Consider the following 15,531-nt stretch of genomic DNA (forward strand, 5'->3'; position numbering starts at 1 on the left):
CCGACAGGACCCCTTTCCCATTTCCGCCGATCACCACGCACACCGCGACCTCCTCCGTCACCTCGACCATTACGTGAGCGACAGCAAGAAGATCCTCGACGCCTGGGACGCCTACTCCGACGAGCACACCGACCTCGACGGCTGGCCCTACGACGACCACGCCTACGGAAGGCGCGCGAGCCAGCGCGACGCCGACACCGCCGAGGCATTCGAGCCGCTCCGGTACGGCGCCCGTCACCTGCTGGCCACGGCCGAGACTCAACTGGCCCAGCTGCCGGAGACCAACGTGCAGAGCCGCTGGGTCTACCAGCTGGGCGTCCTGCGCGACGCCCTCGACCGACTCGACGAACTGCACGAGCAATGGCTGGTCACCCGCGACGCCCTCCCCGCCACCGCCAAACCCGGAACCCCGGACTTCGACGACGCACTCGCCGCACATCACGCCGAATCGTGGAGCTACCTCGACGACTGGGCCACCCACGGCAAGGCGCTCCGCGAGATCAACACGGCCGCCCGCAAAGCCCCTTCACCCCTGGCCCCCACACCGACACCGGCCCCGGCCACCGCGCCCGACCGGCGAGCTGCCGCACGGAAGTGAGCATGCCCCCGACCCCCGAGACCGTCGAGGTCGACTTCATCACGCCGCGCCACCTGGCCGGCGGCGGTGACCCCGCCTGGATCCCCGTCCCCCTGCACCGCGCCTGCGGCTGGAGCCACGGCAACGACCCCCTGATGCCCCGCGTCCTGCTGTCCAGCTTGTGCAGTCTTCCGCCCCGCGATCCGGACGTCGTCACCCGCCGCACGACGGACGTCCTCGCCGTGCACGTCGCCACCGCCCTGGAAGAACGCGTCCACGCCCTCACGGCGCCGCACCGTCCCGCCGAGCACTCCAGGCCCGCCGCGCCAGCCGCCGGCCGGGAACAGCCGCAGCCGCTGAATGCCCCGCCCCCGCCCGGAAGGCACGTAACTCTTTGCCCCCCACCTCCTCCAACAGTTCCACCGACGGGTACGACATCGTCCTGCGCCTCCTGATCGGCGTCGCAGCCCTCGTCGTCCCCCTGTCCCACCTCGCCTGGCTGTCCGGCAACATCACCGCCTACCTCACCGGAGGCGGCTGGGCGCCGTACCAGCCGACCACCGCCCTGCTCCACCCCGAGCGCCTCTGGCCCCACGCGGGAGAAACGCCCCTGCTGATCGGGGCACGCATCGTTCCCGTTCTCCTCCTCCTGGCCCTCGGGACAGCGGCGGGCATTTTGTGGGCCCGGCACAAGAACCGCAGCGGCAGCCGGAAGAAGAAGATCACCGGCATGGCCAAGGCCCGTGACATCGAACCGATGATGGCCAAGGCGATCACCGACAAGGCCCGCTCCCTGCGCCCGAGCCTGAAGGACGCCAAGCACATCGAGGCCCGCGACACCGGCATCCTCCTCGGCAACCTGCAGGGCACCAAGCACGAGGTCCGCATGGGCTACGAGGACGTGGCCGTCGCCATCATGGCGCCCCGCTCGGGCAAGACCACCTCGCTCGCGATCCCCTCCATCCTCGCCGCGCCCGGCCCGGTCCTGCTGACCTCGAACAAGGCCGCCGGCGATGCGTTCACCACCACCTACGACGCCCGCGCGCGCGTCGGGCAGGTGTGGTCGATGGACCCGCAGCAGATCGCGCACGCCGCACGCGGGATGTGGTGGAACCCCTTGGCGGACGCCAAAACCCTCGACGGCGCCGGGCGGCTGGCCGGCCACTTCCTCGCCGCCTCCGTAGACGCCAGCCAGCAGGGCGACTTCTGGTCCAAGGCCGGATCCAACATCCTCGCCCAGCTCTTCCTTGCCGCGGCCCTGGACGAGCGGCCGATCACCGACGTCATGCAGTGGCTGGCCTTTCCCGCCGACCGCACCCCGCTCGACATCCTCCGGGACCACGGATTCACCGCCGTCGCCGCCCAACTCAAGGGCACCGTGGAAGGACCGCCGGAAACCAGGGACGGCATCTACGAGACCGCCCGCCAGTACGCCGCCGCGCTGCTCAACAGCGAGATCGCCGCCTGGGTCACCCCGCAGAAGAACGTCCCCGAGTTCAGGCCGTCCGAGTTCGTCACCTCCACCGACACCCTCTTCCTGCTCAGCAAGGACGGCGGAGGCGGAGCCTCGGCGCTGATCGCCGCGTGCGCCGACTCGGTGATGCGGGCCGCGACCGCCCAGGCCGAACGCGCCGGCGGACGCCTCGACCCGCCCATGCTCGCGATCCTCGACGAGGCCGCCAACGTGTGCAAGATCTCCGATCTGCCGGACCTGTACTCGCACCTCGGGTCGCGCGGGATCATCCCGATCACGATCCTGCAGTCCTACCGCCAGGGCCAGAAGGTCTGGGGGGACGCCGGCATGGACGCCATGTGGTCCGCCTCGACCGTCAAGGTCATCGGCTCCGGTATCGACGACCCGGACTTCGCGGACAAGCTGTCCCGCCTGATCGGCGACCACGACGTCGAAACCACCTCGACCTCACACTCCGAGTCCGGCAAGTCGACCTCGGTGTCGATGCGACAGCAGCGGATCCTGCCCGCCGACGCGATCCGCGCCCTGCCCAAGGGCACGGCGCTCTGCTTCGCCACTGGTATGCGGCCCGCCATGCTCGACCTACGCCCCTGGTACCAGGAGCCCGGCGCGGCAGAACTGTCCACGGCCTCCGACCGCGCGTCAAAGGCAATCACCGCCCGGGCCATCGCGAAGCACGCACCGACGCAGTCCGACTTCGGATCGGCAGCATGAGCAGGACACGCCTAGACGAAGCCAACGACGTGCAGACGGGCGTCGAGGACAGATGTTCGCCCGGGGACGGCCTCGTCACTTGCCGCGGGGATGCGGATGCGTCGAAACGGAACAAGGTCGGGGCTGGCCACGTGATACTCGACCTCTTCGCGGGGCCGGGCGGCTGGAGCCGAGCGCTGGGTGTCCTCGGAATGCGCGACGTCGGCCTTGAGTGGGACGAGTGGGCCTGCAAAACGCGCGCGGCCGCAGGTCAGTTGACGATTCGGGCCGATGTGGCGACGTATCCGACGGGGCCCTTTATCGGCCGAACGAGTGGGCTGATTGCTTCCCCTCCGTGCCAGGCGTGGAGTATGGCTGGCAAGCGCCTCGGCCTGGTGGACCAGCCACTGGTGCACACGGCGGTCGAGGACTTGGCCACCGGGCGGGACACCCGCGAACGCCTCCTCGCCGCGTGCCGTGACGAACGGTCGCTGCTGGCGGCTGAGCCGATGCGCTACCTCCAGGCTCTGAACACGGTCGGCGAGCCTGAGTGGGTCGCTATGGAGGAGGTGCCGGACGTCCTGCCGCTGTGGAAGCAGTACGCGGCCGTCCTACGCGGATGGGGCTTCTCGGTCTGGTGCGGGATCCTCAACGCTGCCGACTTCGGAGTTCCGCAGACGAGAAGGCGGGCGATCCTTCTCGCCTCCCGGGTCCGTACGGCACAGCCTCCCACGCCGACGCACTCCCAGGTCGAGGAGCCGGAATCCCTGTTCGGTCCTGGCCGCGCCCGCTGGGTCAGCATGGCCGAGGCCCTGGGATGGGGCGCGACCGACCGGCCCGTCCCGACCGTCTGCGCTGGCGGCGGGCCGGGCGGCGGTCCCGAACCATTCCCTTCCGGCTCGCGAAAGACGCTGTCCGACGCCCGAGAGCGCGGCACCTGGGTGCCCCAGGCGGACGGAGTGGTCCTGCAGTCCCGCCGCGAAGGAGCCGGTTGGGCTGCCAGGCACGGCACCCGCGAAAACCGCTCCGCCACCGCCCCTGCGCCGACCTTCACCGCCGAAGCACACCGATGGTCCTGGTCCCTACGCAGCAACAACCAGGCCAACGCCACCGTCCGCCCGCTGTCCGAGCCGGCAGGCACGCTGTTCTTCGGGCACCGGGCGAACGAGTGCACCTGGGTCGCCCAACCGGTGTCGGCTCCGGCCAGTGACACGGTTGCGCCAGCGGTGCCGGAGCCGATCCGGATCACCGCGCGCGAGGCTGGCCTCCTGCAGACCTTCCCCGCCGACTACCCCTGGCAGGGCAACAAGAGCCAGCAGTTCTCTCAGATCGGCAACGCCGTCCCGCCTCGGCTGGCCGCCCACCTCCTCGCCCCGCACCTGAACGTCCACCTCAGCCTCGATGATTTCACCTTGGCCGCCTGATGCCCCGCTACCCCACCTCCGAGGAACTCGACGACCACGAGGACGTGTCCGACACCCGTCCGCCCCAGCCGGCGTACTTCGCCGAGCAGGCCCTCCTCGGCGCCCTCCTTCTCGAGCCTCAGCGTCTCGCCGACGTCACCGGGATCGACGGCAGCTCCTTCTCCGAGTACGCCCATGGCGTCCTGTTCGCCGCAATCCGCAACCGGCCAGCCCCCGACCCGGTCCAGCACACGCTGGACACCAGTTGGCTGAACGCGGTACTCACTGCCGCGCGCGAACACGCACGTGGACTGACAGCCTCCTACTTGCACACGCTGATCCAGGTTTGTCCCTGGCCCCGCCACGCGTCCACATATGCGCGGATGATCGAGACCGATCACGCCCGTCGCACCTTGCGCGCCCACGCCATGCGCCTCGTGCAGACCGCGAGGGACGACACGCTCCCGCACCCGGTGCCCGCCACCCTCGCCGCAGCCGACGCCCTGGCCGACGCCGTGGACGAAATCGCCGCGCGGTTCCCACCGCCCTCCGGCCCCCTACAACGCATCCCCGCATCCGTGCCCATCGGCGCCCCACACAACACCGGGGAGGCGGACGACGAGGAGTGGCTGCTGCTCGCGACCGCGACGGCACATCCTGCTGATGTCGAGCAGATGCGGTGGCTGGCCGCCGACGACTTTTCGCAGCCCTTGCAGGCCGGCCTGTGGCAGAGCCTGACCGCTCTGGCCTACCGACGAGCCCCCGTCGACCCGATCACGGTCCTGTGGGAGGCCCAGCAGCGCGGTCTCCTCAAACCAGATGTCGAGCCGACCAAACTGCTCAACCTCCTGGCATCACCGGCCGGTTCCCCGCAGCACTGGGGTGAGCTGATCGTCCAGCGATCCCTCCTCACGACCGCGCAACAAGTGGGCAGTCATCTGCAGGCATTGACCGACGACCCGACAACCACCCCGTATCAGTTCATCATCGGCGGTCGCCGCGCGCTCGCGCGTCTATCCTCCGTGCGCACCCGTTGGCACCAGGCCACCTCACAAGCGCCAACAATCAACCGCCCACGCGACAGGACGACATCACCACCCCGAGCCAGCCCACCGCGGACAACTGCTCCGCCGGCCACTCGCATCTCCCGCTGAGCCCCAACCCGAACTGAGCAACGCCTGAAGGGTCAGCCACCGGCAGAAGCACCTGGCATTAACTCCACCGCGAGCACCAGCGGATCGCCGAGCACCCCTGGCCTTTCCACTGAGGACCGGTTGGTGGGCGACGAGCCCGCTGACGAAGCCCGAAGGGCCAACTCCTCGCAAGCAGTAGCCGCAACTAGATCTCAGACAACCCAGGAGGAACTCATTGCCTTGCCGGGGACCCTGCAAGGACGGGCCCCGGCATCTCCAAGACGGAACTAGCTCCTCAACCCGCGCATGACCATCGGCGACGCCCTCGCCGAGCGCCGCCCAACTGGACTGCCGAGTTACGCCGTTCCAGCCGCTCCCCCGGCATCCTCACTCTCGTCGACCTCATCGTGCTCGGAGTCCACATCCTCGACCTGGACCACCGGATCAGTGCTGGAGTCAGACAGCTCCAGGCCGAGCCAGCCCCTGAGCCGTGTGTAGGCCAGCCGTAGGAGGACATCTGCACGCTGATCCATGAACGTCGGATTCCACTCGTCCTCCCGCTGCCCCAGTGCTCGCAAGTGTGGGAGGTAACGCTGCATGGCCACTAGATCTTCAGTCGTCTGCGCGAAAGTCAAGCCAGAACTGTTGAGGATCGACTTGGCCTCGTCGGCCGTCTTGGCACCGAGTGCCGCATACAGGACTTTCTTTTCGGTCCAAGGCCGCGAGCTAAGGGACGTGTTAGCGGCGCCCGGTGCCAGGACCAGATTACCCAGCTTGTGGACGGTCTCTTTCTCGCTGTAGAACTCCTGATCCCACCCACTCGTGGCCTGCTGCGGCGCGATGTGTTCGATCGTGAGGTGTGTCTCGTCCTCCCAACCATCTGCAGTGAAGCACGAGGCGAGCCCCGCCTTGCCTTGGACGATCAGCCCCGGATTCTCTGGATCTTCAATTGTGTCGTGATATGCAGCCAGGAGAAGAAAACGCGTCAGCGGGCGGCTAATTGAGTAGAGCGGCAACGCTGAAGCATCTGCCAGGAAGGAAGCCAAGTTTGGGATGGCGCCGTGCTTCGGGTGCGTCAAACGCGCCGCAAGCTCCTTCTTCAGCAGCTCAGCGTCAACGGTCGGATCAGGCTTGGATGCATCGGGAAATTCCCACTGCCGAGCGAGCGGTCCCATCCCCGTGAGCGAGTCTCCGGCCATGACCGCCCGATACTGGCTATCGATGTTGCCCGTGCCGCGACGCGTTGCTCGCCAGAAGACCGTGAAGGCAGTGATTGCCTTGATCGCCTTCTCGAACTCGGCGATGCGCTTGGTCTTCACTTCCCCTTCGTCCGCGTGGACAGCCTCGGAGTAGAAGCGCACGAGCGGCGCGATAGCAATGGTGTGATTGAGCGCGTTAAGGAAGCCCAGACACAACTTCACGGTGTCCGTCATGACGGTCGCTTCTAGCCCGGGTAGCGTGCGAGAAGTGTTGGGCAGAGGCTCCCAAGTGTTCCCGATAAAGGCCGCCGTGTCGCTTAGGTGGCGCAGGTACGCGCTCCGGTCATCGGCGGAGTCCTTGTGGCGTTCAAAAGTATCGCGCATATAGACCCGCTGATCCGGGAGACGCTTGGAGAGCTTCTTACCGGTCTCTGCCAACGCGAAAGTGACGAGCAGGTCTCGTGTTGCGTTCTGAAGCTTATCTCCGACGTCGAAACGGTCGAGGTAGCCCTGAACCGCCTTCATGTACGCATATGCGTCCGATCCCTGATAGTCCTCGATCTTCGTTGCCATGACCACCCGAGGGAGGAAGGTCTCGAAGGCGGTTAGAGGCTCGCCCGTGGTGTTCAACGACTCGAAGATCGTGAAGGCGTAGTCCTCGTCCTTGCCTTGCACGACAGTCAGAGCGATGCGGTTCAAGCTATAGGCAGCAAACATGACGAGTCGCATCAGCTCAGCCTCGGGCTCGTCCTGCAACTGCCCCATCCAATTGCAGAATTCAGGGTCGAGTTCGTGGTTGAAGAGCGCGCGCTGGAACTCGATGTTGGTAGCAAGGGTCGCTAGCGGCGGTAGATCCTCCAGCTCCTCGATAGGCTTTCGCTGCACTAGCTTGGTCAACGCCGTACGGATCTCGTTGAACCTCTTGATGAGGTCGCCTTCGCCTTCGCCCGCATTCGGTCGCGGCTTCGGCCTGAAGTCCGTGGGCTTAGAAGTCGGCTTCTCATCGTCGGCTAGCACCGAGTAGCTGTAGATAAGGTTGGCGATCGGCGACTCGTACAGCTTGAGCTTATCGGTCTTTGCCCACTGATCCACGAAGGCTCGAATGAGACGCGGGTAGATCGGCGTACTTCCGAAGTTCTTTCGCTCGTAGAACGACGCCCCAAGCATCTGCAGGATGTTGATCGTTTCCGAGTAGAGCTGAATCCGAGCACTGTCGGTCGGATCCGGCTCGTTGCCCTTGAAGACCTTCCATGCACGCTGACGAATGAGGTTGTGCAGGCCGACAAGCAGGATAAGAAGGCTCGACAAACGCTGCTGCCCATCGATCACGGTAAGGACCTTGGACGGGACCTCGGGCTTGACGATTGGCTTCACCGTGACGTGGTTGACGTCATGAATGGTGATGACGGTCCCCAAGAAGGTAAAGCTGTCCGGCGCCTCACCTAGATTCTTGAGGCCATGCAGGGTGTCGTCGAGCAATTTCTCGACTTTGTCTTTGCCCCAGCCGTACGGACGCTGGTAGGGCGGGAGGTAGAGGCCCAGGCCATTGTCAGACAGCAGCTCGCGGACACTCTTGCTCTGCGCCTCGAATATTTCCTTGGCCTGCGTAGGCATGCGTAGTCCCTTTTTCGTTCAGCAGGTTCGGGTCAGATCAGATGCGGCATGGCCTTGGAAGGGACCTGCGACCTGCATTTCGGATCATTTGGCTGATGTCGCAAAGCGCAATGACAGCACCGAGGAAACAGATCGAGACCTCGAGCGCGGCAAGCCATTCAATTCCGTGTGCGACGCCAACGAGAGGGCGCCTGATCTCGGGCAGCTCCAGCTGTATGCACGCTGACACGAAGGATGGAATCCCTGACTGGGCTCACTGAGGAACTGAGAAGATGACATCCGTGCCGCAACAAAAACCCACGAATTTCCATATACCCGGTTTCACTCCGTCACTCTTCCGTGCCTGTGGGTGAGCCATCACTCATGGTGGCATATGAGTGGTCGGCAGAGGTAGCAGGCGCGGCACACGCGCCCGGCATGCCTCATATGTGACGTTACGTCATCTCACTGCACGGAAGCTCAACTTGTGAGGGGTGAGTGTGGGCTGCGTTCCTCCGGAGGTCTGGGACAGAGCCCGGGCGAAATCACAACCCCAAGAGGGACCAGCTCGATTGGAAGTCGGGAAAGCAACAGCGGCCCCAGCTCGTGCTGCTGGGGCCGCTGTGTGTGGTTGCGCGTCAGAGGTGGCAGACGGAGCAGCCGGCCTCGTCGTCGTCGGAGTCGAGCGCGTCGGAGAGTACCTCCAGGAGGGGCCTGTTGGGCTTGATGCGCTTGGCCGCGCGCTCCAGAGCCGCCCGATGCTTGGCCTCGATCTCTTCCTTGCGCTCTATGAGCTCCGGCAGCGACTCGCCCTGTGACCAGGTGTAGTTGCGGCCCTTCATGGCGGTGTGCCGGTAGCGGACCTTCTCTTCGTACTCGACGGCGCGGTCGAAGAGGTCGGGGTGACGCTCCTTGAGGCCGACCCACTCGTGCTTGCGCTGGAAGAAGCAGAAGTAGCAGCCGGAGCGCGTGCGCCACTCGTAGTAGCCGGGCAGGCCGATGCCGGCCTCTTCGAGGATCCGCATCACGCCGTCCTTGTCGATGCCATCCTCTCGGAAGGGGAAGACGGCCTCGATGTTCGGCTTGGTGCTGACGTAGCCCAGGCGGTTCTCGTCGGCGCGGATGGCGACATAGGAAATGACCTTGTCGTCACCGACCCAGTCCTCCAGAGGCTTGATCTTGAGATTCTTGGTGCACCAGCGCATCTGCGGGCTGGGCAGGGTGCCCTGGTAGACCTCCATCCAGTGGTCGAAGTCGCGGTCGGCGTTAAGTCGCACGATCGACTTGCCCAGGGCGGCCTCAAGCCGGTTCAGGTACTCGTAGGTTTCCGGCAGCTCGGCGCCGGTGTCGCAGAAGAAGTACTCCATCTCCGGAACTCGGTCGCGCATGTAGACGGCGAGCGCGGACGAGTCCTTGCCACCGGAGATGCCGAGCACGTGCCGGACCTTCTTGGTGTCGGCTTCGTCGGTCATCCCTGTGCCTTCCTTTCACTCGCCGCTGTCGCGGCTTCGGTCACGCGCTGGGCGAGGGCAGCGAGCAGGATCCGTGCCCCGTCCGGCCCGAGAGCCTTCTCCGCCCGCTTCAGGACGTCCGCAGCGAGCGTGTCGGCCTCGCCGCGTGCCTGCTCGGGTACGTAGATCAGCGTGCGCTGCTCCACGCCGGCGCTGTCGGTCAAGGTCAACAACTGGGCGTCGAGTTTCTCTTCCCGGCTCCGGACTTCGCGTCCGGCGTGGTGCAGATGTCCGACGCGGTCAAGAGCTGCGGCCATCGCCCGGGCCTTCTGAGGGAAGACCTTGGCTTCGTGATCATCCCAGTCTCCGAGGGCGGAGTTGGTCAGACGCACGACGATGGGTTCCAGCCAGTCGTCGTCTTCGAGGCTGTCACTGAGGACGAAGTCGACGAAGCCCCGCAGTTCTGGTGTCAGCACGGCGTCTGCGAAGCCACGCAACCGGGCCGCCAGCTGAGTACGCAGCTTGGGCAGTTCGGCCGGCAGGCGGAACTCCTTGGCAAGGACGCGGACGACCTCTGCGCGGAGCCTATTTTCGATGGCGACGAGTTCGTCGGCTGCCGCGGTGAGGCGTTCGACGTAGGTGTTCGCCGCCTCCGCGTTGGCCCGCGTGCGTGCCGGAACCTCGGGCAGCCCAAGGGCCTTGGGCAGCGCATGGAAGACCAGCTCGTCGGGGTCCACCGCCTTGGCGATGGCGGCGCGCACGGCGCGGGCATCGGCGGAGATGTTCTTGGTGGTACGGGCGTACTTGTTGAGGTCGGCCACCCGCGTGATCAGCGCACTGGCGACGGCGAGGAGGTCGGGGTTGCGTAGAGCCTTGGAGCGTGGTGCTTCCACGCCGAGAGAAACCATCAGCTTCTTGATGATGCTGCCCCGCTGGCCGTCTCCGGCTGGCGTGTACTTCACCGAGAAGCGTCCTGGGCCCTTCACGAGGCGCTCGACGGCGTCAATGGTCAGCCGGGGGAGGTAGGTGCCTTCCTCGAACAGCGCGACGTCGTGCCGGCGGATGATCAGGGCCGGAACCAGGAAGACCGGGACCACGCCGGCCTTGAGCCCGAAGGGGGGGCTCATCAGGACACGGATGACCTCTTCCATGCTGACCCGCTCGGTGGCCCCGGTCATTACCTCGTTGAGGGCATTCCAGGCGGACTGGGCGTGCTCGTGGCCCTCACCGGGTGGGGAGAAGCCGTACGGGAGCAGGCTTTCGTGCTGGCTCTCGGCCTGCGCCTCCCCGTTCTCGCGATGCAGGCCGAGGTAGGCCAGAACACCGTGGTAGATGGCTCGTTCGGCTTTGTACCCGGTGAGGCCGAGGTTTTCCTTGCCCGAGGCAGAGAGCATGGCCGTTAGCAGTATGCCGCGGGCCTGGGCGGCCTGGCTCGTCAGGACGTGCCGACCGAGCATCTCGTTGCGGATATGCGGGGTGTGCGGGTACACCGATTCGCAGGCGAGGGAGACCAGGCCGCTCAGACTCCGGGCCGTCAGGCCGGATGCGGCGGGTTCTTCGCCAGGGGCGATCCCGGTGTGCCACAGGCTCCAGGACGCTTGGGAGGAGGGCGGGTAGAAGGCGTCCTGCAGCAGCTCCAGCAGTTCGGCCTCGGCTTGCACGAGGCGCTCCATGACTTCTCGTCGGGCGACGTGGTCGATGTCCTGCTGGTTGCTGAGTTCCTTCAACGCGACGAGGTAGGTGGCCGTGGTCAGCACCACGTCGGAGTCGGCGGTAGTGCCGACGAGAACCGGCAGGGGCGAGTGCACGGTGGGCCGGTCGGCATCGGTACCGAGGTGGAAGACGACGAGGCCGTCGGCGGGCTCCCTCAGCTCGTCCGGGGCAGCGACGGTCTTGGTCTCCGGGCCACTGACCGCGGTGTAGAACACGCGCATCATGCCGGTGATCTGGCTGTGGCGGCTGGCCACGAAAGCCTGGGGAATGAGGTTACCGAGCCGGTCGATGACCGCAGCGTCGTCGAAGTGGCTAATGATGTCCTTCAGCCGACCGTCGATGTCGACGTCGGTTCCTTGCCAGACGCGGTATTCGCCGCTGAACTCGCGGTAAACCACGAAGCCCCGACGTACGAGGTCGGCAAGCCGCTCTTCGAGTGCCGAGAAGGCGGCGGGGTCAGCGACCTCGGTGGGGTCGTGGAGGGCGAAGTGGATCATCGGCGCGGTGGCGCTGAGGGCCCCATCGGAGTCGATCAGGTTGAGGACGCCAATGGTCTTCAGTACGTCCTGGTCGGCATCCGGGAGGCCGTTGGCGTCCCGGATTCGTGAATCGACCTCGATCCACCGGCTTGCGTTGGCGGAAGCAAGCAGGGTCGTGCGCCCGGAGTTGAGGAAGTAGTCGTACAGCTGCGGCAGCCGCACCGTGCTGGCGTGCTCTGCGTTCTGGTCGCTGTGCTGGGCCAGCGAGTGGCGGACCGTGTTGGGCTCCCCGCTGTTGAGGAAGCCCGACAGGCTGCGGTCGTGCTGGCCGATCTGGGCGGCAAGGATCGGCGCAGCCAGGGCCGTGATGGGGTGCAGCGGGTAGAGGTCGGCAAAGTGGTCGGAGCCGAGTTCGGCGAGAACGCCGAGACCGTGCTGGGTCCAGAGATCTGCGGATGCCTCGGCGGAGGCGTTGATCAGAGCCTGCCCCGCAGAGTCGACGGCCGAGCGGTCGAGGCGGCGGCGCAGCAGGTGCAGGGAGTCGCCGTGGTGGGGAACGAAGGTGATGTCTTCGAAGCGTCCCTGAATCTTGGCCCATTCGCGGGTCTTGAGTTCGCTGGACCGTGAGGCGTAGTCCATGAACGACAGGTGCTGCAAGGTCATCAGGTAGACGGGCAGCCCGTTGGGGCCGGCCGCCCTCTCCGCGAGTTCCTGCAGTAGGAACAGGTCGTGCTGGGCGTCGGCGAACTCGTTGTGGCTGGCAAGGTGTTCCAGCGTCTTACCGAACTCGTCGATGACGATGAGAAGAGGCTGCTGTCCGTCCGCCGTCAGAGCCGTGACGGCGCCGAGAATCTCCTTGGACCCGGCCCGGTCCGGGTCGGCGCACGCCTCTAGGGCGGTGGAGATGGCCTTCGGGACGCGCTTGCCCCAGCGTCGCGCCGCCGCTGTGTGCAGGGCGCGGGAGAGGGTGGCGACGACGGATTCGCGGCGCGCGGTGGCCACGCCGCCGAGGAATCCCTCGGGGGCGATGGCATCGCGGGCTGCGGCAAGGCGCTGAGCGAGGGCGGGGCTGGCTTCTTCGAGGATGCGCTCGGCCTCGCTGCGGCGCTTGGCATCCCGCCCCAGCAGTGCGTCGATGATGTTGGACAGGGTGGACTTGCCGGAGCCATAGGGGCCGGTGAACGACCAGGCTCGGGCGCGGCGCTGATCGGCCAGTGCACTCGCGATGCGTTCCAGGACGTCCACGGCCCGGGCGCCGACGTAGGGATCGTGCAGCGCGTCCTCGACGTCGCGCTCGAGGTTGGTCGAGCGCATCTGGGAGCCGACGAGTTCGATGCCGGCGGGGAACTGCGGAGCGGAGCTCGACGGGCTACTCGGGGTCCGCGTGGAGGTTGCGGTGGTCACGCGGTCTCCTTAGCAAAGAGTGTGTCGGTGGTGTCGTCCGTGTCTGTGGCGTCCGTGGGCTTCGTGGCGAGTTCCTTCTGCTCGGCCTCGGCGAGCTTGGGGAACGTGGCGGCCCACTCCTCGCGGGTGGGGAAGCCGGGACGGCGGGTGACGAAGTCGTATTGCTCGTCGAGCACTTCCCACGCCAGATCGAAGGGGTCTGCCGAGAAAGCGAGGCTGCGCTGTCCCACGGCCTCGGTCAGGTCGAGCTGCGGGTGATCCGCAGCGACCTTCTGCAGCGCCGTGACGATCTCGTTCTCCCGGACGCGGAAGGCACGCCCCGGGGAGCCCGGCTCGTTGGCGAGCCGGGCAACAGAGATCGAGTTGGCCTGACGGGAGAACTTGGCGGCGTAGTCGAGGCAGGCATAGGCCAGGACCCGGGCAGGCAACGAGGTGCGGTGCCCGCTGGTGAACTGCCACTCGGCATTTCCGCGCGTCCCGACAAAGGTCAGCAGGTCAAGGTCGCGGAACGGGCATGCGAGCAGGTCCTCGTAACTGCCCGGCGAACCCGCCTTCTCCGGGGCGCTGCGCGCGTACATCTTGGTGAGGCACTCGATGTCCTTGACGATCGACGCCTCCTCCGGGCTCTTGTCGTAGGAGAAATTCACATGCCGGGTAACCACCTGCGTCATGTCCGCGACCGTGAACCGGGAGAACGGCGCGAGATGGAAGGCCGTGTACCAGGCCGGCGCGTGGCTCTTCGCCCCGGGGCGGGACGAGACCAACCACCAGTGCAGCAGCCACAGGCTGCCGTTCTCCTCCAGATACGGGTCCGCTCCTCCGTCCTCGTCGAGGAGCCAGCGGGCCTCCCAGGTGGGGTAGGAGAACTTGGCCTGTGTGCCCTTCGTCGGATTGCACTCACGAGTCAGCTTGAACGCGCGCGACCAGTAGCGCATGGCGTTGACCATGTTCTTGCCCACGCCGAACCGCACCGGGGCATCAGCCGCGAGGAACGCACCCTGATCGCGTTTGACCTGCATGTATGCCTTGTGCAGCCAGCCGAAGCGGGGCGCGAACGTTTCGTGTCGCGCGAAGGAATAAAGGGCGGCTTCCCCAAGCCGGCTGTCTGACATCCGGGGCCTCTCTGTGTCCAATGCGATCGTTCTAACGAGGTTGGTAATCGGGGTAACGGTCAGCGGGGACCGTCGGCTTCGGCCAGCGCGGCCCGAACCTGCGTCACAGCGCGTGTGATGGCCCGCGCGGCGTGATCGATCTCGGCATCTGTGGTGGCGTAGCCCAGCGAGAAGCGGATCGTGCTGTCGGCATCCGCGCGGGACAGCCCCATCGCCAGGAGCACGTGGCTCGGCGTCGGAGCGCCGGACGCGCACGCGCTGCCCTCCGAGGCAGCGACGTCGGGCATGGCCGCCAGGACAGCGTCCGCAGGCACCCCAGGAAAAGTAATACTCGTCACACCCGGCAGACGCTGATCGCGCCGGCCGTTGATACGGCAATCGGGCAGGGCGCGGGTGACCAGGTATTCGAGGCGGTCACGCAGGGCTGTGACCCGCTCGGCCTCCTCACCGAGGCCGCGCGCCGCGGCCTCGGCCGCTGCTCCCATGCCGATGATCCCTGCCACGTTCAGGGTGCCCGCGCGCCAGCCCCGCTCCTGTCCGCCGCCCACAAGGAGCGGCCGGTGCGGGAGCGGGGACCCACGGCGCACATACAGGGCACCGACTCCCTGCGGTCCGCCGAACTTGTGGGCCGACAGTGACAAAAGGTCGACGTCGAGCTCAGCGACGTCCACGGGGAGGCGACCAACGAACTGTGTGGCGTCCGTGTGGACGAGCGCGCCGGCTTCACGGGCTGCCTTGGCCGCGACGCGGAGATCGGTGAGGACGCCGGTCTCATTGTTCGCCGCCATCAGGGAAACCACTCCCCCAGAATGCGCAGCGAAGACCTGATCGAGGGCGCCGAGATCCACCAGGCCGTCGCCGTCGACCGGCAGAAGTACAAGATCGTCGGGGCTCCCGGCGGTGACCGCGCGGGCCGTCTCAAGGACAGCCGGATGCTCAACGGGGCTTGTGACCAAGGGGTTTCCGGCACGGAACGCGGCCCGGAGGGCGAGATTGTTCGCCTCTGTCGCCCCGGAGGTAAAGATGATCTCGCCGGGCGAGCAGCCGAGAAGATCGGCTAGCTGCCGACGGGCGACGTCGACCCGATGAGCCGCCTGCCGCCCCGGTTGGTGCATGCTTGAGGCGTTGCCGACCGATTGCATGGCCTCGACGACGGCCGCGAGAGCCTCAGGCCGGATCGGAGCGGTGGCGTTGTAGTCAAAATAGGACATACCAGTCCCGTTTGGCCCGCTCATCATCTGCCACCCCACCTCGCTCGTGTCGCACACCAATGTACTGCTGGGGGAAGCCTCACCCCGCA

General features: G+C 66.5%; 10 protein-coding genes. 5 read left to right on the forward strand and 5 right to left on the reverse strand.

Annotated elements, in window-relative coordinates:
- Positions 1-73 precede the first annotated feature (73 nt).
- The 5 genes from N4P33_RS05480 to N4P33_RS05500 all read left to right on the forward strand — a co-directional run bounded on the left by N4P33_RS05480 (position 74) and on the right by N4P33_RS05500 (position 5,301).
- Positions 74-598: a hypothetical protein gene (locus tag N4P33_RS05480; RefSeq protein WP_260825113.1), complete on the forward strand. Its 525-nt coding sequence runs from the start codon at positions 74-76 to the stop codon at positions 596-598.
- Positions 599-600: 2 nt separating this feature from the next.
- Entirely contained in the window at positions 601-1,032 is a 432-nt protein-coding gene (locus tag N4P33_RS05485; protein WP_260825140.1) for a hypothetical protein, read from the forward strand.
- On the forward strand, positions 972-2,765 hold the full coding sequence (locus tag N4P33_RS05490; RefSeq protein WP_260825114.1) for a type IV secretory system conjugative DNA transfer family protein: 1,794 nt from the start codon (positions 972-974) through the stop codon (positions 2,763-2,765). Before N4P33_RS05485 ends, N4P33_RS05490 begins: the two co-directional genes overlap by 61 nt.
- A 191-nt stretch (positions 2,766-2,956) precedes the next feature.
- A complete protein-coding gene (locus N4P33_RS05495) occupies positions 2,957-4,168 on the forward strand; it encodes a DNA cytosine methyltransferase (RefSeq protein WP_399028684.1) in 1,212 nt (403 codons plus the stop codon).
- Complete coding sequence (locus N4P33_RS05500; protein WP_260825115.1) at positions 4,168-5,301, forward strand: DnaB-like helicase N-terminal domain-containing protein; 1,134 nt, start codon at positions 4,168-4,170, stop codon at positions 5,299-5,301. Before N4P33_RS05495 ends, N4P33_RS05500 begins: the two co-directional genes overlap by 1 nt.
- Before the next feature lie 335 nt (positions 5,302-5,636).
- On the opposite strand, the gene N4P33_RS05505 is transcribed toward N4P33_RS05500, so the two are convergent.
- The 5 genes from N4P33_RS05505 to N4P33_RS05525 form a co-directional block, all read right to left on the reverse strand.
- The gene (locus N4P33_RS05505) at positions 5,637-8,093 is read right to left on the reverse strand and encodes a DUF262 domain-containing HNH endonuclease family protein (RefSeq protein ID WP_260825116.1); all 2,457 of its coding nucleotides are present in this window, start codon (positions 8,091-8,093) and stop codon (positions 5,637-5,639) included.
- 617 nt (positions 8,094-8,710) lie between these two features.
- A complete protein-coding gene (locus N4P33_RS05510) occupies positions 8,711-9,544 on the reverse strand; it encodes a phosphoadenosine phosphosulfate reductase family protein (protein WP_067135521.1) in 834 nt (277 codons plus the stop codon).
- Positions 9,541-13,119 carry an ATP-binding protein gene (locus tag N4P33_RS05515; RefSeq protein ID WP_260825117.1) on the reverse strand — a complete coding sequence of 1,193 codons (3,579 nt, stop codon included), beginning with the start codon at positions 13,117-13,119 and terminating at the stop codon, positions 9,541-9,543. The genes N4P33_RS05510 and N4P33_RS05515 overlap by 4 nt, the downstream gene beginning before the upstream one ends.
- Positions 13,116-14,231, reverse strand: coding sequence for a DUF4007 family protein (locus tag N4P33_RS05520; protein ID WP_260825118.1), 1,116 nt, complete (start codon positions 14,229-14,231; stop codon positions 13,116-13,118). The genes N4P33_RS05515 and N4P33_RS05520 overlap by 4 nt, the downstream gene beginning before the upstream one ends.
- Positions 14,232-14,290: 59 nt before the next feature.
- Positions 14,291-15,442: a cysteine desulfurase family protein gene (locus N4P33_RS05525; RefSeq protein WP_260825119.1), complete on the reverse strand. Its 1,152-nt coding sequence runs from the start codon at positions 15,440-15,442 to the stop codon at positions 14,291-14,293.
- Positions 15,443-15,531 lie beyond the last annotated feature (89 nt).

Source organism: Streptomyces sp. 15-116A (genome assembly GCF_025290915.1).
GTDB lineage: Bacteria > Actinomycetota > Actinomycetes > Streptomycetales > Streptomycetaceae > Streptomyces.